The 21,375-nt window shown below is 69.9% G+C and carries 27 protein-coding genes and 1 pseudogene; 10 read left to right on the top strand and 18 right to left on the bottom strand.

All coding sequences use genetic code 11. The features are described 5' to 3' along the window. Window positions 1-14: 14 nt before the first annotated feature. Window positions 15-281 (bottom strand): hypothetical protein, encoded by a 267-nt coding sequence (locus BBK82_RS44005; RefSeq protein WP_065920205.1) that lies wholly within the window; start codon window positions 279-281, stop codon window positions 15-17. 11 nt (window positions 282-292) lie between these two features. On the opposite strand from BBK82_RS44005, the gene BBK82_RS44000 reads away from it, so the two are divergent. The 4 genes from BBK82_RS44000 (at window position 293) to BBK82_RS43985 (ending at window position 4,532) form a co-directional block, all read left to right on the top strand. Continuing rightward, entirely contained in the window at window positions 293-934 is a 642-nt protein-coding gene (locus tag BBK82_RS44000; RefSeq protein WP_218920531.1) for a hypothetical protein, read from the top strand. Between the two features lie 842 nt (window positions 935-1,776). Continuing rightward, window positions 1,777-2,742, top strand: a complete 966-nt coding sequence (locus BBK82_RS43995; protein WP_170068070.1) for a GAF and ANTAR domain-containing protein — start codon at window positions 1,777-1,779, stop codon at window positions 2,740-2,742. Window positions 2,743-3,046: 304 nt separating this feature from the next. After that, on the top strand, window positions 3,047-3,751 hold the full coding sequence (locus BBK82_RS43990; protein ID WP_237047918.1) for a GAF and ANTAR domain-containing protein: 705 nt from the start codon (window positions 3,047-3,049) through the stop codon (window positions 3,749-3,751). Further along, on the top strand, window positions 3,675-4,532 hold the full coding sequence (locus BBK82_RS43985; RefSeq protein WP_335618022.1) for a GAF and ANTAR domain-containing protein: 858 nt from the start codon (window positions 3,675-3,677) through the stop codon (window positions 4,530-4,532). Before BBK82_RS43990 ends, BBK82_RS43985 begins: the two co-directional genes overlap by 77 nt. 628 nt (window positions 4,533-5,160) lie before the next feature. Here the strand turns inward: BBK82_RS43985 and BBK82_RS53365 are convergent. Continuing rightward, the gene (locus BBK82_RS53365; RefSeq protein WP_154697857.1) at window positions 5,161-5,520 is read right to left on the bottom strand and encodes a hypothetical protein; all 360 of its coding nucleotides are present in this window, start codon (window positions 5,518-5,520) and stop codon (window positions 5,161-5,163) included. A gap of 203 nt (window positions 5,521-5,723) precedes the next feature. On the opposite strand from BBK82_RS53365, the gene BBK82_RS43975 reads away from it, so the two are divergent. Both BBK82_RS43975 and BBK82_RS43970 read left to right on the top strand, forming a co-directional pair. Further along, complete coding sequence (locus BBK82_RS43975) at window positions 5,724-6,218, top strand: hypothetical protein (RefSeq protein WP_065920199.1); 495 nt, start codon at window positions 5,724-5,726, stop codon at window positions 6,216-6,218. A 114-nt stretch (window positions 6,219-6,332) separates the two neighbouring features. Next, window positions 6,333-6,818 (top strand): hypothetical protein, encoded by a 486-nt coding sequence (locus BBK82_RS43970; RefSeq protein WP_065920198.1) that lies wholly within the window; start codon window positions 6,333-6,335, stop codon window positions 6,816-6,818. A gap of 223 nt (window positions 6,819-7,041) precedes the next feature. On the opposite strand, the gene BBK82_RS52155 is transcribed toward BBK82_RS43970, so the two are convergent. Next, window positions 7,042-7,662 (bottom strand): hypothetical protein, encoded by a 621-nt coding sequence (locus tag BBK82_RS52155; RefSeq protein WP_065920197.1) that lies wholly within the window; start codon window positions 7,660-7,662, stop codon window positions 7,042-7,044. Between the two features lie 271 nt (window positions 7,663-7,933). On the opposite strand from BBK82_RS52155, the gene BBK82_RS43960 reads away from it, so the two are divergent. From BBK82_RS43960 to BBK82_RS43955, 3 genes are all read left to right on the top strand, one after another. Continuing rightward, complete coding sequence (locus tag BBK82_RS43960) at window positions 7,934-8,356, top strand: STAS domain-containing protein (protein WP_065920196.1); 423 nt, start codon at window positions 7,934-7,936, stop codon at window positions 8,354-8,356. Between the two features lie 627 nt (window positions 8,357-8,983). After that, on the top strand, window positions 8,984-9,139 hold the full coding sequence (locus BBK82_RS52150) for a DUF6307 family protein (RefSeq protein WP_170068068.1): 156 nt from the start codon (window positions 8,984-8,986) through the stop codon (window positions 9,137-9,139). Then, window positions 9,136-9,354 carry a hypothetical protein gene (locus BBK82_RS43955; protein ID WP_065920195.1) on the top strand — a complete coding sequence of 73 codons (219 nt, stop codon included), beginning with the start codon at window positions 9,136-9,138 and terminating at the stop codon, window positions 9,352-9,354. The genes BBK82_RS52150 and BBK82_RS43955 overlap by 4 nt, the downstream gene beginning before the upstream one ends. Before the next feature lie 12 nt (window positions 9,355-9,366). Here BBK82_RS43955 and BBK82_RS53360 read toward each other — a convergent pair whose 3' ends face one another. The 8 genes and pseudogenes from BBK82_RS53360 to BBK82_RS51225 form a co-directional block, all read right to left on the bottom strand. Beyond that, on the bottom strand, window positions 9,367-9,543 hold the full coding sequence (locus BBK82_RS53360) for an ANTAR domain-containing protein (RefSeq protein WP_218920530.1): 177 nt from the start codon (window positions 9,541-9,543) through the stop codon (window positions 9,367-9,369). A 95-nt stretch (window positions 9,544-9,638) separates the two neighbouring features. Beyond that, the gene (locus tag BBK82_RS43950; RefSeq protein WP_065920194.1) at window positions 9,639-10,406 is read right to left on the bottom strand and encodes a GAF and ANTAR domain-containing protein; all 768 of its coding nucleotides are present in this window, start codon (window positions 10,404-10,406) and stop codon (window positions 9,639-9,641) included. Then, the gene (locus tag BBK82_RS43945; RefSeq protein WP_065920193.1) at window positions 10,403-10,732 is read right to left on the bottom strand and encodes a hypothetical protein; all 330 of its coding nucleotides are present in this window, start codon (window positions 10,730-10,732) and stop codon (window positions 10,403-10,405) included. The genes BBK82_RS43950 and BBK82_RS43945 overlap by 4 nt, the downstream gene beginning before the upstream one ends. Before the next feature lie 100 nt (window positions 10,733-10,832). Beyond that, a pseudogene (locus BBK82_RS55365) lies at window positions 10,833-11,025 on the bottom strand (hypothetical protein); the annotation flags it as partial. Continuing rightward, entirely contained in the window at window positions 10,962-11,156 is a 195-nt protein-coding gene (locus BBK82_RS43940; RefSeq protein ID WP_065920192.1) for a hypothetical protein, read from the bottom strand. The gene BBK82_RS43940 and the pseudogene BBK82_RS55365, both read right to left, overlap by 64 nt. A 23-nt stretch (window positions 11,157-11,179) precedes the next feature. Further along, on the bottom strand, window positions 11,180-12,190 hold the full coding sequence (locus BBK82_RS43935; RefSeq protein WP_065920191.1) for a glycosyltransferase: 1,011 nt from the start codon (window positions 12,188-12,190) through the stop codon (window positions 11,180-11,182). After that, window positions 12,187-13,149, bottom strand: coding sequence for a glycosyltransferase (locus BBK82_RS43930; protein ID WP_065920190.1), 963 nt, complete (start codon window positions 13,147-13,149; stop codon window positions 12,187-12,189). The genes BBK82_RS43935 and BBK82_RS43930 overlap by 4 nt, the downstream gene beginning before the upstream one ends. A 188-nt stretch (window positions 13,150-13,337) precedes the next feature. Beyond that, the gene (locus BBK82_RS51225) at window positions 13,338-13,487 is read right to left on the bottom strand and encodes a hypothetical protein (RefSeq protein WP_154697855.1); all 150 of its coding nucleotides are present in this window, start codon (window positions 13,485-13,487) and stop codon (window positions 13,338-13,340) included. A 163-nt stretch (window positions 13,488-13,650) separates the two neighbouring features. Here BBK82_RS51225 and BBK82_RS57120 point away from each other — a divergent pair, with 163 nt between their 5' ends. After that, window positions 13,651-13,932, top strand: a complete 282-nt coding sequence (locus tag BBK82_RS57120) for a cation-transporting P-type ATPase (protein ID WP_418287473.1) — start codon at window positions 13,651-13,653, stop codon at window positions 13,930-13,932. A 74-nt stretch (window positions 13,933-14,006) separates the two neighbouring features. On the opposite strand, the gene BBK82_RS43925 is transcribed toward BBK82_RS57120, so the two are convergent. The 7 genes from BBK82_RS43925 to BBK82_RS43895 form a co-directional block, all read right to left on the bottom strand. Continuing rightward, complete coding sequence (locus BBK82_RS43925; protein WP_065920189.1) at window positions 14,007-14,735, bottom strand: calcium-binding protein; 729 nt, start codon at window positions 14,733-14,735, stop codon at window positions 14,007-14,009. A gap of 701 nt (window positions 14,736-15,436) precedes the next feature. Further along, complete coding sequence (locus BBK82_RS43920; protein WP_065920188.1) at window positions 15,437-16,615, bottom strand: ABC transporter permease; 1,179 nt, start codon at window positions 16,613-16,615, stop codon at window positions 15,437-15,439. Continuing rightward, a complete protein-coding gene (locus tag BBK82_RS43915) occupies window positions 16,612-17,406 on the bottom strand; it encodes an ABC transporter ATP-binding protein (RefSeq protein WP_083268605.1) in 795 nt (264 codons plus the stop codon). The genes BBK82_RS43920 and BBK82_RS43915 overlap by 4 nt, the downstream gene beginning before the upstream one ends. Then, the gene (locus tag BBK82_RS43910) at window positions 17,403-18,422 is read right to left on the bottom strand and encodes a peptidoglycan-binding protein (protein WP_083268604.1); all 1,020 of its coding nucleotides are present in this window, start codon (window positions 18,420-18,422) and stop codon (window positions 17,403-17,405) included. Before BBK82_RS43910 ends, BBK82_RS43915 begins: the two co-directional genes overlap by 4 nt. Then, window positions 18,419-18,940, bottom strand: coding sequence for a hypothetical protein (locus BBK82_RS43905; RefSeq protein WP_065920187.1), 522 nt, complete (start codon window positions 18,938-18,940; stop codon window positions 18,419-18,421). The genes BBK82_RS43910 and BBK82_RS43905 overlap by 4 nt, the downstream gene beginning before the upstream one ends. A gap of 40 nt (window positions 18,941-18,980) precedes the next feature. Further along, the gene (locus BBK82_RS43900) at window positions 18,981-20,657 is read right to left on the bottom strand and encodes a sensor histidine kinase (protein WP_065920186.1); all 1,677 of its coding nucleotides are present in this window, start codon (window positions 20,655-20,657) and stop codon (window positions 18,981-18,983) included. Beyond that, window positions 20,650-21,339, bottom strand: coding sequence for a response regulator transcription factor (locus BBK82_RS43895; RefSeq protein ID WP_065920185.1), 690 nt, complete (start codon window positions 21,337-21,339; stop codon window positions 20,650-20,652). The genes BBK82_RS43900 and BBK82_RS43895 overlap by 8 nt, the downstream gene beginning before the upstream one ends. Between the last annotated feature and the right edge of the window lie 36 nt (window positions 21,340-21,375).

The following is a 21,375-nucleotide window of genomic DNA, read 5'->3' as shown; positions in this document are numbered from 1 at the left end:
CACCGGCGCCGCCGTTAATCGTGCCGGAGTTGCCGATACCACCCGCGCCGCCCGAGCCGCCGACGCCGCCCGCTCCGCCGCCGCTGCCGCAGCCGCCGACACCGCCGCGGCACCGGCTCCGCCGCACCGCCGGTGGCGGTGACGGTGTCGAGACCGGCGTCGGCGGTGCCGCCGTTGATCGCGCCGGAGTTGCCGACGCCGACACCGGCCGCGCCGCCGATGCCACCGGCACCCGCGCCACCCGCCGTGGCGCCGCCGTTGCCGCCGAGCGCCGAGGCCACCGTTGCCGCCCTTGCCGCCGGTGGCGTTGACGGTGTCGTTGCCCGCCCCGTGGATCAGTCCGGCGTTACCCGCCCGCCGACCCCGCCACGCCGCCGTTGCCGCCGGCGCCCCGGCACCACTGCCCAGCCCGAACCCGCCGGACCCGCCGTTGCCGCCGTTGCCACCCGCACCACCGGTGACGGTGATGCTGTCGGCGCCCGCGCCGCCGTCGATGATCCCGGTGCCGCCGACGGCGACACCGCCCGTGCCGACGCCGCCGTTGCCGCCGGCGCTGCCGGCCGGGCTGCCCAGAGTGCCGTTCGCACCGGGAGCGCCGTTCGGGCCGGTGACACCCGCGACGCCGATGACGGTGATCGTGTCGTTGCCGCCGAGGCCGTTGACGGTCCCGTTGACCGGCCCGCCGGTGATGGTGATGATGTTGTCGGCCGCGGTGCCGTCGAGGACCTGGCCGGCGGGTATGCCGGCGGTGCAGACGAAGTTGTTGCCCGTCTGCGTGCACCCCGGCGGGATCGCCTGGGCCGCGCCCGGTGCCACCAAGGCGAACCCGGCCACCGTGCCCAAACCGACCAGAGCCCGTCCCAAACGGCGGGCCGTGCCTGCGCGTGCTGTTGAAGTCATGATCACTCTCCACCCGTGGGTGGGCCCGAGCTGATGCCGCGACCCGCAAGGGCAATCCGAATGACCGGGGTCCGGAGTCACTTGGTCGACGCTGCCTGGAATTAGAACGCCGAGTCGGACAGCACCCTTCGTGCATTACGCTTCACCATCTGGCGACGTGAGGGGAAGGTGCACGTGGATGAACACTCCGATGCGACGATATTTCCCCCGGATGCGAGGTAGGTCGACCTCAAGCTTTCCACTCCACTTCGGATTCCTCGATGACTTCGCTGGGTGTCTACCTCGTTTCGAATATCTCCGGTAAGTCGAAGATGAGGTGGAAACGCCGGACACCGCCGAAGTGCCGGATGTGGGACGACTTGCACAGTGGCCATTTTTGGTCACTTCTGCAGGTCAATCGTCGCGGGCCACGGCTCCGACGGTGTCGTAATGATGAATTCCAGTCCAGGAGCAATCTTCCGCCGGTGTTCGCGAGCAATTTCGGACGTGCTGGAGTCGGGTTCGGGCGGAGCCACAGGCAGGTGCTGATCGAGGACGGCGCGTTCGAGGTGTAGCGCGGTGGCTCGGTCGCGGACTTCGATGACGTCGACCAGGATGCCGCCGTTGCGGGCAGGTGGTGGGCCTGAGCAGATGGCTGTCCTGGATCCCCTGGGCAGTCTTGGAGCAGCTCGATTCCCAGCCACTGCAGCGTGCGATCCCACCCCGACGGAGTATCGGGGTTCTCCGAACATCGCCCGACCGGCTGGTTGTCACCAGATCGCCCGCGCGGAAGCATCTCATCGTCCACCAATCACGGTGCGCGGTGCCCGGACGCTGCCCTGGACCCGGCGGTCTCTTTCCCGCGCCTCGGCAGCCGAGGCCAAGGGATCCATCACGATGCCCCAGCAAGAGCCAGTCCCGGCATTTCCACCGGCCGGGTCCGTTCCGCTGTACGAGCCCCAGCCGCACGTCCTGCCTTCCGAGCATTGGATCGACAGGCTCTTCAGCCGCGTGGTGCACGAGCTGTACGCAGCCGGCCTCGGCCTGCACACCGTGCTCGGCCTGCTTCCCGGCCACCGGCGTCTCGCCGAGGAACGTGTGCGGGCCGTCATCGCCGGGCTCGACGGCACGATCGGCACGATCCACCAGGCCGGCGCCCGACTCGCCGTGGCGCGATCAGCGCCGGTGATCGGCGCCCTGGCGGCGTTGCCCGGCGGTGTCGACCTCAGCGGCCACCTGCACACGCTGACGCGGCATTGTGTGGAACTGCTGGACCTGGACGCGGCCGCGATCGTTCTCACCGGTCAGGACCTGGCCGCATCCGGCCAGGGGGCGGCCACCGCGCGGGAGCTGTGCCGGTTGCCGGAGGGACCGTGTCACGACACCTGCCAGACCGGGCAGCCCGTGACTGCTGCCGACCTGGCGGTGACGAGCCGCTGGCCGCTGTTCACCGCACAGGCACGGACCGCGGGCTTCCAAGCCGTCTACACCCTGCCGCTCTCCTTGGCCGGCACGTCGCTGGGTGCGCTGGCCTTGTTCAACGCCTCAGCACACGAGCCTTCGGCCGGCGAAGTCCAACTCGCGCAAGGGGTGGCCGACTTGGCGGCTGTCGTCATCACCTGTGACGGGATGCTGCGTCAGCGCGATTCGCTCGCGGATCAACTTCGGACCGCGCTGGGCGACCACGCCGTCGTCGAACACGCCGAAGGGGTTCTGGCCGAACGTCACGGCATCTCCGTCGCCGCGGCCCACACCGTCATGACCACGCACTCGCGCCTGCACGACGCGCACCTGCTCGACACCGCCCGGGCGATCGTCGACGGCACCGCCGACCTGTCCGACACCGTGCGCCGGCTTCGATGACTCGGTCGCCACGTCCAGTCGTCGGAATCCCGACGATCTCGACGAGCAAGTCCTGACTGATCGGTGGTCGAACGCGATCAGTGATCGGCTTGAACACCCTTCGCCCGTCTTCAGCCACCGCCCGGACCCAGGACCTGACTCGTCTCGAGCCCGGTGATCACGTGCGGGCGAGCATCGGTGACCCACTCACCTCAAGCAGCGGGATTGCCCAGCGGCTGGTCCGACAACGCTAGGGTTCACGCGGTAGTGGCAGGTCGAGCGGGAGGATGTCGTGATGCAGAACCGGCGTGCTCGGCTCCTGGAAATGCTGGTCGCCGACCTCTCCGAGTCTTCCGCTTCCGCCGTCGCGCTCGTCTGCGCTCGATGTGTGAAGGAACTGTCGGTCACCGGCGCCGGCGCCACCGTGCTCAGTCACCTCGGCAACGGCAACGGCAACGGCTCCGACGCCGGCCATCCGGCTCGAGGCTTGGTCCACGCCACGAACCCGACCAGCGCCGGGCTGGAAGACTTGCAGCTCACCGTCGGTGAAGGACCGTGCCTGGACACGTTCGCCTCGGGTGGTCCGGTGCTGGTGGCGGACCTGGCCGCCGAGGGCGCGCGGTGGCCCGCGTTCACCCCTGGCGCGCTGGCGCTCGGTGCGGCGGCGGTGTTCTCGTTCCCGCTGCAGATCGGAGTGGTGCGGTTGGGGTCGTTGGACCTCTACCGCGACACGCCAGGGCCGCTTTCCCACGATGAGATGAGTGATGCACTGATCCTCACCGACTTGGCCACCCAAGGCATCGCCAACGAACTCAGCGGGCACAACACCGCGGATTTGAGCTGGCTGGTCGATCCGCACATCGAGGTCCACCAAGCGACAGGCATGGTGCAGATCCAGCTCGGCGTGAGCACCGAAGCGGCGTTGATGCGGTTGCGCGGGTACGCCTTCACCCATGATCTGCCGCTGGCCGAGGTCGCCCGACAGGTCGTCAGGCGGACACTGCGTTTCACCCAAGAGGATCGGCCATGACGCGTGTAGAGGAAAGGTCGTCACGATGAGCACCGGACGGGATCAGCAGTTGGCCAGGGTGTTCGTCTCATTGGCCGACACCCTGGTGGCGGACTTTGACGTGCTGGACTTCCTGGGGCTGCTCACCGAGCGGGCGGTGGAGCTGCTGAAGGTCGACGCCGCTGGAGTGATCCTGTCCGACCAGCGCGGCGGATGGCAGCCCGCGGCAGGATCCTCCGAGCGCTCCGAACTGGCGGAGGTGTTCGCCGCGCAGACCCAGCAGGGACCGTGTCTGGATTGCGTGAGGACCGGTGTCGTGGTCGCCAGTGCGGATCTGACCGCGGACGTCGACCGCTGGCCGGTGTTCGCGCCGGTGGCGGTGAACGCGGGGTTCCGCGCCGCGGCCGCGGTGCCGATGCGGTTGCGAGGCCATGTCGTCGGGGCCCTGACGCTGCTGCACACCACGCCGGTGGCCGTCGATGACGCCAGTGTCGAGCTCGGGCAGGCGCTCGCCGACATCGCCACCATCGGTATCCTCCAACAACGCGCCGTGCACCGCGATGAGGTCGTCTTCGAGCAGTTGCAGGCCGCCCTGCACCACCGCACCGTCGTCGAACAGGCCAAGGGTGTGCTGGCCGAGTCCGGTGGCCTGGACATGCACCAGGCCTACACGCGACTGCGCGACTACGCCCACACCCACAACCTCCGCCTCTCCGAGGTAGCCCGCGACCTCGCCACCGGCATGCTGGAAGTCTCGGAAGTGCTTGTCCGCGACGCCGGTGCCAGCACGCAGCACGGGTGACATCGAAACGGGCAACCGCACGGCATGCGAACACCGCCAGCGCACAACGAGGTCGAACACAGCCGGCAACAGAGGGCACCCCGGTCGACGCCCTTGTCGGACGCGGCTGACCTGTCCGGCTCGCGCGGCGTCGGCCGACTCATCACCGATCCGCAGACCGCTGGGACAAAGCCGTCACCGACGGTCATGTCGCTGTCGACAAGAGATGCGGCTTGTACCCGTCCGACGCCGGCGACTGCGGTGACGTCGTCGTGGTGATCGAGTCGACTGCCGGCGGGCCTGCTCGTAGCGCTTGACGTTCGGGTCGGTCGTGGCGACTCCTTCTTTCGGTTCTGAACCACTTTCTGTTTTTCTTTGTGTCGCCGCCATCCCGACGGCGGCATGATTTTCGCTACCGACAGTTCCAGGTCGTATCTGTGAGCTGTTGAAGACCGGAAGATCAGCCTGCTGCAATTCCGTGGTGATCTTCGAATAATTGTAACGATCGCATACGTGAAGGAAAATTCTGTAACAGGGTGAAATTCGTTTCCGACATCCAAGGCAGTGCTCTCATCTGTCTTCGATGCTTGTTTCGTCATTTGACTGGCATCGGCGCGGTCGGCCTGAAATTCTGCACAGGAAGAGTGGATCATGAAGGGTACAACATGTCAGTGCAGCGGCGAGCTGCTCCTTGAAATGCGGAAATCGGCGGGGTCTGGGCCGTGAAGGGCCGCACTCTGCGACGTGGCGCGATCACCACCGTGCTGGTCATCTCCGAACTGGGCTTCATGGCCGCCGGGGTGGCGTCCGCCGGAGGTTTGGGCTCGACGGCAACGGTCTCGATCGACGGCACTGCCGGCACCTGGGCGCCTACGCCCATCCCGTCCAGCGCCGTCACGTCGACGACAACCGGCACCGCCACCCAAACCCCGGAAACACCACTCGCTCCGCCCGCGGACGGGCCGATCGCCTCAGCCACCCCGTCGGCACCCGAGACGACTCCGTCCACGCCAGCGCTGTCCACACCCGCACCGGCCGGAACGACACCCGTCGACGCGCCCTCCGGTTCCAGCCGGGTACAACCTCCCACTCCCTGACCACCGCGGGCGGTTGCACGCACCGCCGCGGCGGCCAGGTTCACGACCAGCACAACTTCAACCACCCGATGGCCTTCTGGCCACCAGGTTTTCGCACCACGTGAGGAGAACTGCCATGCATGTCAGCAAGAAGGCCAAGTCCGTGCTCGTCATCGCCGCTGCCGGCACGATCCTGGGCGTCAGTGGCTTGGCCATTGCCGCGTTCGTCCAGGAGAGCACCGCGGGCGGCGTGTCGGGCTCGGCCGAGGCGATGGTTCCCGCCACCGTGACCGGCGCGCAGACCGGCACGCTGCTGCCCGGCGAGAAGGCCTACGTCACCCTCACCCTGTCCAACCCGAACGCCAACGTCAAGATCAAGCTGATGAGCGTGACCCCTGGCGAGGTCGTGATCGACAGCGTCACCAACCCCGCCGACACCGCCTACTGCCACGGCCAGATCGAACTCTCCACCCTCGGCGCGGACCCCCTTCTGCCGACGCTGGCCGTGAGCGAGGCGAACTTCCCGTACAAGCTGACCGACGCGGTGAAGCTCAAGGACGACACCGACATCCGCTGCCAGGCCATGACCTACCACACCACCTGGACCGCCCAGTTCCAGGCCGTCCGCTAGTCCTGCGGACGACCCGGCTCACCCCAACGTCGGCGCACGAGTCGTCAACGACAACCACGCGGCTGCCGGCCCCGTGGTTGTCGCGGTCCCGCCAACTGTTCCAGAGGAGAACCTGTGCGCAGCAAGGAGAAAGGCAAACCGCTACTCGTCCGCGCCGCCATGGGTGCCGTGGTGGCCGCCAGCGCCTTCGCGACCGCCACGAGCATCCAGTACACCGCCTCGAACGGCTCGCCCGAGTCCGTCACCCACCTGACGGTTCCCGGCACGCAGATCGGCGTGCTGCTACCCGGTGAGACCGCGTACGTCACCCTCACCCTGACGAACCCTTATGCCAATGTGAAAGCCGAACTTCAGCCCATCTCCGCCGGTGACGTCGTCATCGACTCGACCGCGGACCCCACCGACAAGGCCTACTGCCACGGCCAGGTCGAACTGTCCACCGTTGGCGGGGACCCCGAGCTGCCGACCCTCGCGAAGCGCGAGACCAACCACCCGTACAAGATGGTCGACGCCGTGAAGCTCAAGGCCGACACCGACGCCCGCTGCCGGGGCATGACCTACCACACCACGTGGTTCGTCCACCTCAGGGCCGTTCACTGAGCCGGCGGGTGTACATGCCGTGGAACCTCGCTCCGGATGTCCGGCGAGAGGCAGAGCTGATCCGGCTGAGCGTCACGGGTGTGCGTCCAGCGTCGGCGATCTGGCACGCTCGGGTGCTGCTCGCGCTGAACACCTCGCGCACGACTCTCGCTCCTCGTACTGCAATCACCGCCTCGGCTGTGTGGGAGGTCCTCAAGACTGCGGGCGTCGATCCGGTCCGGCGTCAGCCGAGCACTCCTGAGCCGGACAGTCCGGCCAGCAACAGCGCCACGCTCACGACGGCGCCGAGCAGTTCGACCAGCACGAGCCGCTTGCCGGCCCATCTCGCGAACCCGAGGTTCACCAGCACGTGGGCGAACACGGTCGCCGACACCCACCACGGTCCGGCGGTCAGCAGCAGCGTGGCCCCCATGTGCAACGAAATCGCCGTGAGACCGCGAGTCCCGCTGTGAGCGGGATGGGTGCTGACGAACCCGCCCTGAGCCTTCAGCCGTTCGACGCCCTGCCGCCCGATGGGCCAGCTGAACGCGGTCAGCTCGGTAGCGGCGATGAACACGAGCTGGGCCAGCGTCCAGCCGAAACCGGCCCAGAGCGCGGACTCCGCTCCACCGACGGCGACGAGCACCAGCGCGAGCCGGACTGCCTCGTCGGTGACTCCGGAGGTCACCGCGATGATGGTGTCGCGACGTCGGACGGCGTGCAGCCTCCCCGTCGAGCCGAGCACCGGCAGACGCGCCGCCAGGGCCACCGTCCAACCGAGGACTCCCAGCAGCGCCGCACCTGCTTGGCCGACGCCGAGCAACACCGAGAGCGTCGCCGCGAGCAGTACGAGTGTGCCCGCCACGACGGCAGCGCCCGCCTTGGTCCGTCTTCCGATCCGAGCCGACCTCTTGTCCGGTCGTTCGCCGTTCGCCGGTGCTTCGATCCCTCGAGGCTACTCCTGCACCGCGTGTCCCGCTGATCGCGACATCGAACGTCCACTGTGGATTGCCTGGGTTTCGTGCGAACGGACGATGCGGTGCTCGCAGAGCTTCCGCGTCAGCCGCTCATGGGGGTAGCGTTGTCGGCACGTGCCCTGGACCCCGGCGTGGCGTCAGCCGACGAGGAGAGCTTCCATGGCACAGATCGATGTCACCACGACCGCCGGCCCGCGGCACGCTCAGGTGAGCCGGCGCTCTGCCGAAGTTCTCGTCGGCACCACGCGGACTGTCCCGTCCGGAGCGGTCGTGGTCACCGTGAGCGGCGAGGTGGACATGACCACCTGCGTGGTGGTGCGCGACCGGATTGCCGAGCAACTGCGGTTCACCCACCACCTGGTCCTCGACCTCTCCGAGGTGACCTTCTTCTGCGCGGCCGGTCTCACCGTTCTGGTCGTCGCGGGGAAGACCGCACAGCTGACGGGCACCGACCTGTGCGTGGTGGCGCGTACCCGCCAGGTGCGGCTACCCCTGATGATCACCGGGTTGTCCGGTGTCCTGGACCTCCACCCCGACCTCGGCGAGGCGCTGGCGTGCCGGTCCGCCGGCCGGCAGGCGTGACCGGCGTGGCCGCGGCTTGCTGACCCTCGTCTGCCCGGTGACCTCCGGTGACCGCTCGTTGACCGGCCGGGCGACGTCGGACAGGACCACGCGGCCCTCGTCCTCCGACATTTCTGCGACCACATGCCCAAAATCATCGGGAAGTTCAGCCGTCGAACGGCGAGCGGCGATCCGGGCCGCGCAAGGGCCGTCAGCGGCACCGACGCGGAATGACGGCATCCCGGAACAGCGGCTGTGCAATCGGTCCATCGCGAAAAAGGGGTGTAGTGTCAATGTTGTCGAGAACATCTCGTACATAGGCGGTCAAGCCCCTGTCGTACTCGGCGAAACCTGAACCGGCTGTTGTTCAGCCGAAGACGGGAGTCCCGGCATGATGTCGGCTCCGCACCAGTCCATCGCCCCACCGGCCGTTACGGCCGGCGAGCAGCCTCGGCACCAGTCGCGTGTGCGGTTGCGGCCGAAGGCGCTCACCGCGGGGTATGTCGACGGTGCCTGGTAGCCGCGTTCCCGGGACCTCGCCGCCGAGGACCTGTTCCGCGCGGGTGACCAGAGGGCCCGGCAGTCCACTGTGGACTCACGGGAGGCCGAGAGTGGCCGGGTTCCCCAGCAGAAGATGGGAGAAGACCGATGAGCGAACCGACCTCCACGTCCGCCTACGGCCGCCGGCTCAAGCTGGTGGAGGACGTGTTGACCGACCGCACCAAGCTCGACGGCAAAGCCGTGCGGGATCTGGCCGTGCACGTGCTGAGCGAGCTCGACCACATCCCGGAGCGGGTGCGGTGACCTCACGCCACAGCGGCGGCGAGGCGCACACGACGCGGGGCACTCGCCTGCTCCGCGTCGGTCGTGCTTCCACCTACCGCGGCGGACGGCGCGCCCCGCAAGGGCGGGGTCGTGGCAGGGACTCCGACGTCGCGATGGTCACCACGGTCGACAGCCCTGTGCCGGAGTCGATGGTCGTCGACGTCGAGGAGGGCCTGGCCGCGGTGAGGCGGTGAGCCTGCGGGTGGCTACGACTTCCTGGCCGTGAGTGCGGTCATGTCGATCGCACCGTCGATGACGTCCTCCGCCACCCTGCTCAGGTGCAGGCGGTTGCTCCTCGCGTGCACCCGCAGGAGGCCGAACGCCTCGCCCATGCCGATCTGCAGGCGCTCGGCGAGCACGCCCTTCGCCTGCTCGATGAGCACCTGCTCTGCAACGCGTACCGCAGCTGCCCCGCGAGCGACTCCTGGGCGCTGATGACCTGCTCGACGAACGTCTCCGCCAGGTCTCCACGGACATGTCAGTCACCACTGTTCGTCGTCTCCGGGCGGAGAGGAGCACGGAGACCGTGCGGGTCGTTCGGACTCAGTCGCAGACGTCGGGCGACGACGTCGCGAGCGACTTCGACCACCGGTTGGTCGTGTGCGAACGCGTGGGCGCGCAGGCGCACGAGCGCCTCGTCCATGCTCACTCCCGACTGGACCGACACCATTCCAACGGCCTGGTGCACCTCGGCGCGGTCCAGCGGTGTTCCGTGCGGCGCAGGAACTCGAACGTCGACGCGGGCGCGGGCCAACTCGTCCAGCACTGACGACATGACGATGTCGGTCACGACATGCGCGTCGGCCACCTGCTCCGGTGTCAGCGGCCCTGGGCTCGTCCTGTGCAGCACGAGCGATCCCAGGAGGATCGCGCCGCTGCGCAACGGGAACGAGAACATCGCCCGTGCCCCGGTGGCGGCGGCGGACAGCGTGAACAGCGGCCACCGGTGGTGGTTCTCCCAGGAGTCCAGGTCATCGACCAGAACCGTGGCACCGGACCGGAGCGTGTCCTCGCACGGTCCCTCGCCGAGGGTGAACCGCATGTTCTCCAGAAGGGTGCCGATCTGGTTCGTGGAACACCGGGACTCACCCCGGCCCTTGCCCTTCAGCACCGTCACTTGGGCGCCGCTGACCCCGAGCAGCGCCACGCACGCCTCGCACGCCGCTTCGCTCGACATCGCGGCACCGCGAGCGGTCGCGTCGGAGGCGATACCCGCCGGCACCTCGGCGGGCCGTTCACCGCTCACGGCGTCACCAGGGAACGGAAGCGGTCGCGCATCCTCGCTGAGCCGGCGGAAGTGGCCGACTCCAGCGCGCGCGGCCCGGAGCCGACGGCCCCTTCGGCCAACTGGCCGGTGGGCAGATCGGACTCGGTGAAGGACCTCGCCCAGCCGACCACCTCGGTGCCGTTCGCGGCGCCGAACCGTTCCCGGCCGCGGTCGAGCAACGGAAGGTTCTCGCGGATCCCCGGACGAACCCGGTCGAGACAGGATTCGCCGCTGTGACGGCAGTCCCTCTCGCGCAGTGCGCGGATGTCCTTCTCCAGAAGCGTGACGTCGGCAAGACCGGTCATGTCAGGCAGCACCCCAGATCAGTGGTGGTGGAAGTGGCACCGCCGGGGGCCGGGGCGGCAGTCGAGCTCTCACCTGACCGGGCCAGGCGCACAGGTGATCTTAGTGCGCTGCCACCCCGAGTTGCGCCGCCGTTCGGGCGTCGCCGGACGACTTGACCTTGCGCGTCAGCCGCTCCGGCCTCGGTCGGCGGACGGCGGTGGCCCAGCCGAAGAGCTCGAACACCCCGGATCAGTCGAGCGGAGATGTCGATCTGACCACGGCGGACGCCGTGCCGGGCGCAGTTGCGGTCGGCGAGCCGCAGTTGCCGACCTGGACGCGGTCCCGCCGGATGACGGCCGCCGACCGCGACTCGTGCTCGGGCACTTCCTCTCCCGGCACGAACAGCTTGGTGATGACGCGGCTCGCGTCCGGGCGCAGCCGCACCGGGCTGCGCGTGACTCAGGCGCTCATGCGGTGCTCCTCAGGAGCGTGCGCAGGTGTTGCCGGGTGGAGATCAGCGCCAGGGTCGACTCGGCGCCCTGGTTGATGTTCGGACCGCTCGGTGTCAGACCGTCGTAGCCGCCACCGGTCTGTTCGTCGTGTATCAGCGAGCCGAGGTCGTTGTCGCCGTTGAACCACGCGATCGAACGGTGGACACCGTCGAGCCACGCGGGATCGGAGGTGACCCGGTAGGCGCGGGCGCAGGCGTCGGCCATCGCGGCGGCCTCGATGGGCTGCTGGTCGAAAGCCGGGCGCGGTTCGCCGAGGAACCACCCGCCGGTCGGGACCGGTGAGAGGTGGAAGCTTCTGGACTCCACGGTCAGCAGCCACTCCAGCAGTCGCAGCCCGTCGTCACGGACCTCGTCGCTCCCGAGGAGGTCGCCCGCCGCGATCAACGCCTCCGGCAGCACGGCGTTGGCGTAGAACAGCCGGTTCTCCGGCCACGGCCAGTTCGCGTCGGGGCGTGGCCCACCGATGTACGAGGTGATGTCGCCGAGCAGTGCGGAGGCGGACGCGTGGAGGGGATCGGCGCTCAGCACCTCGGTGGCACCGAGCGCGGCGAACGCCATCGTGCGCACCGATGACGGCCGGTGGTGGGCGCTGCGGTCGAAGCACTCCAGTGCGGCCCGCCGGATCGCCGGCACCGTGCTGCGGGCGGCGGCGGTGCCGAGTCCCCACAGCGCGCGTCCCCACCAGTCGCCCAGTCCCGGTTCGTCGAGCCAGCGGCGATCGGGGCTGAGCCGGTTGTGGAAGCGTCCGTCCTCGGCCTGCGCGTAGGACACGAACGCCAGGTAGTCCTCCGCCAGAGCGGTCAGATCGGCGGGCAGCCCGGGTTCGCGGTTCAGGACGACGAGGCCCCGCGCGACGTCGTCGAGGCAGTAGCCGTGCTCCCGGCGCGGGAGCGGGCCGTCCGCGTGTTCGTGGAGACCGGTGTCGTCGCTGAGCCGGATCAGGTGGGCGAACTGGAGGCCGCTCACATCGTCACGACGACTCGGTCGGCGAACAGCTTGTCCGCCACCGGGTTCTCGGAGAGGCGGCGGTAACGGCTCGCGACCGCGGGCCAGTTCAGTGCGGCACTCAGGCCGGCGGACCGTTCGCGCATCCCGGCGGCGAGGCCAGGTTCGGTCAGCACCCGCCGCAGCGCCGCGGCGATGGCGGCGGGATCCCGGTGCGGTACCAGGAGACCGGCGCCGTCCGCGAGTAGTTCGACCGCGTGCGGGAACACCGTCGTGACCACCGGCTTCCGCGCCGCGAGCGCTTCCACGAGCACGCCGGACGTGACCTGTTCGGACGAGTCGTACGGCAGCAGGACGACGTCGGCCCTGCCGACCAGGTCCACCAGCGCCTCCGTTTCGCGGTAGGCCGGGTCGAACTCGACCAGGTCGGTCACCCCGGCCGCGGCGGCCTGCTCCCGCAGGTGCGTCCGGTACGCCTCACCCTCATGTGCCAGCACCTTGGGATGGGTCTGGCCCGCCACCAGGTAGCGCGGCCGCAGGTCGCGCAGTGCGGCGAGCGCCGCGATGCCCCACTCGACGCCCTTGCCGCGCCCGAGCAGGCCCCAGGTGAGGACCAGCGGGCCACGGTCCGGTGCTCCGGGCGCGGACCTGTCGGTCGGCACAGCGCCGTGCGGGATCACCACGACCTCGCCCGGCCGTTCGACCGCATAACCCGCCAGCAGGCGGTTCCTGGCCGCTTCCGACATGGTGACCACGGCGTCGGCGTGGTCGACGACCGCTTCGAGCACCTGGCGCTGTCCGGAGGTGGGCGTGGTGAGCACCGTGTGCAGCACGACGATCACCGGGACCCGCAGCCGGGCCAGCACGCTCAGCACCTCCGCGCCGTCGCGGCCGGCGTAGATCCCGTACTCGTGCTGGACCACCGCGACGTCACACCGGTTGAGAACGGCGGCCGCGGCCTCCGCGGCTCCCGGACGCATGTGGTGCACGATCGATGGTGTCGTGCAGGTGGGTTCGCCGTCGCTGAGGACGCGGACGACGCGGCTCCTGCTGCTCGGGGTGACGGCGGACAGACCTCTCGGATTGGCTGCAGGCGGCACCGTTCACAGGCGCGAGGCCGGTTCGGATGCCGTGTGGTAGTCCACGAAGGACTGTCGCAGTGCGACGGTCAGAGGTGTCGCGTCACGTCCGCGCGCCAGGTCGGCGGGTTCAGCGCGGGAAGAGTGGTGGCGGGGTCGGTCGCCAGTGGTCGCCAGCCGCCGGGGAACTGGCCGTCGGACAGGGCGTCCGGCCTCCTCGCGGTGTGCGCCGGTCGCATCGGGGTGACGGACTGACGACTGCGTCAAGGCCCCGCACGAGTTCGAACACGTTTCTCAGGCCGGCCACCTGCGCACCGTCAAGGCGTCGCCGGGGCCCGACACGTCCAGCGGCTCGGACCGCATCGGCGGCGCGGGCGACGCGACCGGTGCCGCGCCCGGCCGGTGAGATGGCGAAGCGGAACCGGATCGTCGTGCCGGTGCCGCTGGTGTGCGGGTCGACGTGGCCGGGCCGCTGGCTCCGATGCGGTGGCTGGTCTGTCCACTTCAGACTTGCGGAGCAGGCTCGCGGAGCTCGGACCGGACGAGCTGCCGCCCAGCCGGGGTCCGAACCGGGTTGTGCAGCTGCTGGGGCAGCTGCACAACCCGCTGATTCACGTCCTTCGCGGCCGTGGTGACCGCCGCCGTCGGGTCAACGCGATCATCGGCTTTCTGCTGCCACGGTGAGCGGATCACTACCCGATCCTGCTTGTGCGGTCCCGGACACATCACTCAGCCGACGGTGCGCGATGAGCACCGGATCAACTCGTGGGGCGGATGTTTTGTGACGTGCCCGGCAGGATGCAGGTGTAGCTCAGCGGGAGCAGGCTGACGAACGTTCCGCCGGCTCCGGTGCAGATGCTGCGGGCTTCCTGGACGCGGCGGTTGGTGGGGCTGAGGGGGGTGAACACGCAGACGTATCCCACCGGGTTCACGGTGAGGGAAAGCACGCCGCCGGTCGCGATGCACAGCTGGGTCGCGTTTCCCGTGCCGGAGCCCGGGCCCGTCGTCGGCGGGACACTCGTGTTCTCGCAGCTGGCGTGGATGTCGGGATCCGGCGCGGGCCCCTGGCAGGTGTCGACGCCGAGACCACCGTCGAGGCTGTCCTGGCTGCCGTCGGCAGAAGGCCCGACGAGGGTGTCCGTGCCGGCGCTGCCAGAGATGGTGTCGATGCCCAGGCCGCCCGTGAGGGTGTCGTTGCCCGTACCTCCGGTGATGGTGTCGTTGCCGTCGCCGCCGTCGATCGTGTCGTCGAGAGCTGAGCCCGTGATGGTGTCGTTGCCGCCGTTGCCGTTGATCGTCTTGGCGGGATCCGTGCCGCCGCAGTCGATCGTGTCGTTACCGGGACTTCCGATCACGACCGTGTCGGTCTGGGTCACGCCGGCGCTCACGACGCAGTTGACTGCGGCCTGGGCGGTCGGCGGGGCGACTGCCCACAAGGCCGGGACCGCGAGTGCTCCGGCCACCGCAGCGACGATCGCTCGGCGCATCTGACTCTGCTGGATCCTCATGTTGTCATTTCCCGAACAAAAATTGTTCATAGTCGCACGGCGCGGACGCGCCAGCGGAAGACGCGAGTGACGCGCAGGAACACCTGTCAAAAGGTGCTGTGCGGCGACTTGCGCACGAAAAAAACCTCGGCTCGTGTTCTGTGCCCACGATCATCGCGGAGCAGGTCACGTCACCGAGGTCCTGGGTAACAACACACAATCTACCCTGCATCTGCGGTGATCGACACCGCAGTCCCCCAAATGGTCCTCTCGTATGGCGTCCACAATTTCTGGAACCGCCTCACGGATTACGTTAATTGCCGAAGATCGCCGGGTGACAGTTGATCAATTGTGTCTTTCTTGTTTTAGTGTCACCGAGGTTCCGGACGCGAAGCCGCCGGAAGGGTTTGCCAGGCGAAGGTGCGTTCGACCGGCAGCGGACCGTGCCCCAGTCCAGAGCGGTGGTCGATGCCGCGGGTGCCGGCCAGGCACCGGTACTTGTCGTGGTCGTAGCCGCGATCGGCCCGTCGGTGAGCACCGCCTTGGCGTTGTGAACGCGCACAGTCGTGGCCGTGGTGACCGGCTTGAGCGGGTCGCCCGCCACGAACACACCCCGGCGGCGGCACTCGTCCGCGTGTCCTCCAGTCGTTCCGAGGACGAACGAGGCCCCTGGAACTCGACAGTCGAGCACGACGGACTTCTCACGGCGCGGCGAGCGCCTCCGTCGGCGTCAGCCGCGCCGCCCTGACCGCCGGGTACACGCCCGCGACCACCCCGGTCACGACCGCCGCGCCGAGCCCGGCCAGCACCACCTCGACCGGCACGACCGCGGGCCAGCCGTGCGCGGCGGCGTACCCGGCCGTGCCCAGCAGCCCGAGCAGCACCCCGGCCATCCCGCCGAGCACGCACAGCACCACCGACTCGGTCAGGAACTGCGTCCGCACCTGCCCGCGGTTCGCCCCGAGCGCGCGCCGCAGCCCGATCTCGCGCTTGCGCTCCAGCACCGAGATCACCATCGTGTTCGCCACCCCGATGCCGCCGACCAGCAACGCCACCCCCGCCAGCCCCAGCACGAGCGCCGAGAAGGTGTTCTCGGTGAGCCGCTTGGCCACCAGCGCGTCGGACGGCCGGCTGACCCTCACCTGCGACGGTTGCTGCGGGTGGATCGTCGGCGGCAGCACCGCCCGCACGTCGTCGATCGAGGCCTCGTCCGCCCGCAGGTAGAGCACCGTCGGCCGCTGGTCGAACCCGATCTCGCGAGCGGCTTCCCAGCCGACCAGCGCGGCCCGTTCGACCTCCGGCGCGAGCGGCAGGGGAGCGAGGATCCCGATGACGGTGAACCACCGGTCGCCGATCCGCACCTGGGCGTCCGGCGCGGTGATGCCGAGCCGGGTCGCCGCGACGTGCCCGAGCACGACGGTCGGGAACTTCTCGTTGGCAGCGTTGAGGAACGTGCCGTTGTGAACGCGCCCGTTGAGCGTGTCCAACAGGTTCAGCGACGACGCGAGCACGGTCAGCCCGGACGTCTCCGACTCCGGAACCCGGTCGGACCGGCGCACCACGGCGTGCGTGTTCGCGACCGCGCTGACCTGCGAGGCCGGCCCGATCCGCTGCACCATCGCGACCGAGTCGGGCGGGAGCGACGCGGGTTCGTCGTTCGTGCCGGTGGCGGCCTCGGCGCGCAACAGGTTCGTGCCCAGCGCGGCGAACTCCTGCATCAGCGCGGCCCGGCTGGAGGCGGGGATGCCGGTCACCACGACCAGCGTGGCGATGCCGATGGAGATGCCGAGCGCGGACAGGACCGCGCGCAACGGCCTGGTGCGCAACGGGGACAGCCCGAGCAGCAGCAGGTCGGCCGGGCTCAGTCGCGCCGGCTTCACGAGGTCACCCGCACGCGGCCGTCACGGATCTCCACCTGCCGCGGCAACCTGGCCGCCACCTCCCGGTCGTGCGTGATCACGGCGAGCGTCGTGCCTTCCCGGTTGAGGTCCAGCAGCAGGTCCAGCACGGCCCGCCCGTTCGTGGTGTCGAGCGCCCCGGTCGGCTCGTCGGCCAGCACCAGCGCCGGCCTGTTCACCACCGCACGTGCGATGGCGACGCGCTGGCGTTCCCCACCGGAGAGCTCGTGCGGCCGGTGCTTGAGCCGATGCCCGAGCCCGACTCGTTGCAACGCCTCCGTCGCCATCGCCGCACGCCACTTGCGCGCCACACCGGCGTAGAGCAGGCCGGTGGCGACGTTGTCGAGCGCGGTGAGCCCGTCGGCGAGGTGGAACTGCTGGAACACGAACCCGATCCGCCGCCCGCGCAACGCCGACAGCTGCCGGTCGGACAGCGACGCGATGTCGTGGCCGTCCAACGCGATGGAGCCGCTGGTGGGGCGGTCGAGGGTGCCGAGGAGGTTGAGGAGCGTGGACTTGCCGGAACCGGACGGTCCGACGATGGCGACGGCCTCGCCCGCGTGGAGGGTGAGGGACACGCCGTCGAGCGCGCGGACGCCGCCGGGGTACTCCTTGACGGCGTCGCGGAGGTCGAGAACGGGGGTGGAGCGCGCCGGGGCTGTGGGAGTTCGCGGCTGGGCGGCGAAGCTTGGCGTGGCCGGAGGTGTGGGGAGGCGTGGTGGTGCGGCCGGGCTTGGCGTGACCGGGCGGTGGTCCGGGCGAGGTGCTGTCATGACGTCGTCACCACCCGCATGCCCTCGCTGACCCCGCCGCCGCTGATCTCCACCAGCCCACCGGCGAACAGCCCGGTCTGCACCGCGACCAGCCCGCCCGACGTCTGCACCGCGTACCCGCCCTCGCGCAACGCCAGCAGCGCCGTCACCGGCACCGCCAGCACCCCCTTCCGCGCCGTGCTGGTGACCCGCACGCGCATCGGACCCGACTCGAAGGCGACCTCGCCGTCCAACCCGATGTCCACGGCGACGGCCGGCGACGACTCGCCGTTGCCGTTCTTCGCTTCCTCGACCTCGGTGCTGACGGAACGCACGGTCCCGCCGACCTCCTTGCCATCAGGCAGGAGCACGGTGACCTTCAAGTCTTTGGCGAACACCTCGGCCGCCTGCGCGTCCACCGACGCCTCGACCGCCTTGCCCGGCGCGGTCACCGCCATCAGCGGGCCCTCGGCGGTGGCGGACAGCTTGGCGGTCACCGATTCCACGCGGACCTTGCCCGGCAACACCACGACGTCGCCGACGTCCACGACGCCGGTCTCCTCGACCTTCGCGGCCTTCTGCCAGCGCTTCACGGCGTCGACGGTCGGCGGTGTCAGCTCGTCGGCCGGGCCGCCCAGCCGGTAACCCAGCGCGGCCAGGTTGTCCTTCACGACCTTCACGTCCGGGCCGCGCACCCCGGCCTTGTCGAGCTTGCGCCACAACGGGGTGTCGCCGAAGAACAGCCACACCGGCCGGTTGTCCACTTTGTACAGCGGCTGACCGCGGTCCACCAGCAGGCCGGGTGCGGGCAGCCAGGTGAGCGTGCCGGGGAGGCGGCCGGTGACCTGCTGGGAGGCGCCGAAACCCAGCGTGGCCTTGAACTCGCGGGTGTCGGTCAGGTCGGTCTTCACCACGGCGACGGTCTTCGGTGCCGGTGGCTGGTCGGACTGGGCCGGGGCCTGGCGGGTCCAGGTGAACGCCAGCACGGCACCGGTCACGACCATCGCAACCACGCCGGCGACGAGCCACCGCCTCACTTGCGTCCTCCGCCGAAGACCTCCAGCTCGCACTCCTTCTCGATCCGGTGGCGCTCGGGCTCCGGCAGGGTCTGCTCGCCGTCGTAGGTCCAGCTGCCCGGCTCGGTCTCGATCACCTTCATGCCGCGGCGGTTGAGGCACTGCACGTTCTTGTGCCAGTTGTCCTTGAACGTCGGGTTGCCGGGGTCCATCTCCCACGGCGGCAGCGGCCACGTCTTCGCGCACGCCCTCCACGCCTCGTCGCTGTACTGGCGGCGGCCTGCGGGATCGGGGCCGGTGCCAGTGGCGTTCGGGTCCTTCTCGGCCAGACACGCGGTGTGAGCGTCGTACAACCGCTGCTTCTCCTGCTCGGTCATGTCCATCCGCAGCCGCGGCTGCTCGGACTCGGCCGGGGCCTGCGCGGCGGAGGCGGGGGAGGAGCCGGACGTATGCAGCGACGCCACCTGCACCGGTGGTGCCGCCTGGCTGCACGCGGTGAGCGTGAACAACACCGCGCCGATCAACAACCTGGGGTTCATGGCGGTGATGCTGCCGAGCGGTTGTGCGGAGGATGTGCGCTCAGCGTGCCGGTAGCGTGATCGTGAACGTCGTGCCGCGGCCCAGTTCGCTCTCGACCGTGATCGTGCCACCGTGAGCACTCACCAGTGCGTGCACGATCGCGAGGCCCAGGCCGCTGCCGCCGGTGTCGCGGGCGCGGGACGGGTCGGCGCGCCAGAAGCGGTCGAACACGTGCGGCAGGTCCTCGGCGGCGATGCCGGAACCGGTGTCGCTCACCGTGATCCGGCCGTCCACAACGGACAGTGCCACGGTGCCGCCGGCGGGGGTGTGGCGCACCGCGTTGGTGACCAGGTTGGTGAGGACCTGCCGCAACCGCACCGGATCCGCGTGCACGACACCGCCGCCGGTGGCGACCAGGCCCGGATGTGCGGCGACGAGCTGGTCGAACAGCTCGCGCAGGTCGACCTCCGACGGGTGCAGCCGCAGCTCGCCCGCGTCGGCCAGCGCCAGGTCCTGCAGGTCGTCGATGAGGTGCTGCAACACCAGCGCCTCGTCGAGCAGCGAGCTCAGCGTCGTGCGGTCCAGCTCGACCACGCCGTCGCGGGCGCCCTCCAGCCAGCTGCGGATCGTGCCGAGCGGGTTGCGCAGCTCGTGGGAGATGTCGCTGGTCATGGCCTTGCGCTGGGCGTCGGTGCGGGCTCGGTGCGCGGCCATGTCGTTGAACGCCCGCGCCAGCTGGCCGATCTCGCTGCGCGACCGGATGTCGACCTGGGCGTCGGCACCGTCGCGCATCCGTTCGGCGGCGGCTGTGAGCGTGCGCAACGGCCGGGTCATCCGCAGCGCCACGACCACGCTGACCCCGACGGTCAGCACCAGCACGACCGCCGCCACCAGCACGATCCGGCCGACGTCGAACCGCACGACGGTCGCCTGCGTGGTCCGGCCGGCGGCGTCCGTCACGAACAGCAGCGCGGGCGGTGCCACATAAGGCTGCAACTGGGTGCGGCGCGCACTTGCCAGGCAATCGGCGTTGGACGACACCGGCTGCCAGGAAGCGTTCATCTTGATCTGCTCGGCCGGCAGGCCGCGCTGGCGCAGGCAGTCGTTGACGAGCACTCCGAGCTCGTTGAGCGCCGCCGACTCGCCCGATGTGAGCGTGCTCAGCCGCTCCTGTGCCTCGATGCAGGCCGGGCCGGTCGGGGCGGGTTCGGTCCTGTTCACGTTCACGATCGGCCGGCCCCAGGCGGTGGTCGGCACCGGCTGCTCCTCGGCAGGCCCTAGGCAGCGGACGGTGTACAGCTCGGCGTCCTGGGCCAGGCTGCCCCTCTCCCGCTCGGTGAGCCGGAACGGCCCGGTCACGCGGGCGTCGATCCGGTCGGCCGGCGCGTCCTGGGCCTGCACGAGGTCGAGCTCCAGCGGGTTGATCACCGACGACGGCGTGGCCGGCAGCTGCGCGGGGTCCAGGTCCGTGCCGGTGTCGGCGATGACCTCGCGGTCGGGCGTGGTGAGGATCAGCCTCCGGTTGCCGCCGGGCAGGGTCACACCGGTCCAGTCGCGGTGCTCCACGGCGAACGTGACCAGCGACCGGTAGGTGGCGGCGTCGGCGGCCAGCGCGGCGCCCAGCTCCTGCCTGATCGACGTGGACGTGCTCTGCGCGGCCAGCCACGCCGTCGCGGTGATCGAGCACAGCGCCACCAGCACCGACGCGGCCAGCAGCCGCGCCAGGACGCTATGCACCGGAGCCGTCCACCAGCTTGTAGCCGACGCCGTGCACGGTCAGCAGGTACGCGGGCCGCCGCGGCTGGGCCTCGATCTTCTTGCGCAGGTTCATCACGTGCGCGTCGATCGTGCGTTCGGTGATGTACCCGTCCAGCCCGTGCACCGCGCTGAGCAGCTGCGAGCGGCTGAACACCCGGCCGGGGCTCGCCGCCATCGTGTGCAGGACCCGGAACTCCGACGCCGTGCACTCGACCGCCTCACCCCGCACCCGCACCTCGTGCCGGTCCGGGTCCACCCGCAGCTCGCCGAGCGTGAGATCGGTGGTCCCGGCCGTCCGCTGGACGCGCCGCAGCAACGTCCGCACGCGCGCCATCAGCTCGCGCGGGCTGTAGGGCTTGGTCACGTAGTCGTCGGCACCGAGGTCGAGACCGTGCAGCAGATCGTCCTCTGTGGACCTCGCGGTGAGCATCAGCACCGGCAGGCCGGACTCGTTGCGCAGCACCCGAACCACGTCCAGACCGTCCACACCGGGCATCATCACGTCGAGGATCAGCAGGTCCGGCGGGTTGCGGCGGACCTCGTCCAGGGCCGACCGGCCGTCGTGCACGATCCGCACCCGGTAGCCCTCCTGACGCAGGTAGCGGCCGAGCATGTCCGCCTGCATCACGTTGTCCTCGGCCACCAGCACGCACAAACCCATGCCCCGCAACCTAGTCACTCCGGCCGCGCGCGCACG

The sequence above is a fragment of the Lentzea guizhouensis genome, assembly GCF_001701025.1.
GTDB classification, from domain to species: Bacteria; Actinomycetota; Actinomycetes; order Mycobacteriales; family Pseudonocardiaceae; genus Lentzea; species Lentzea guizhouensis.
Note: the sequence above shows the minus strand (reverse complement) of the source record. Positions and strands in the feature narration are given on the sequence as shown.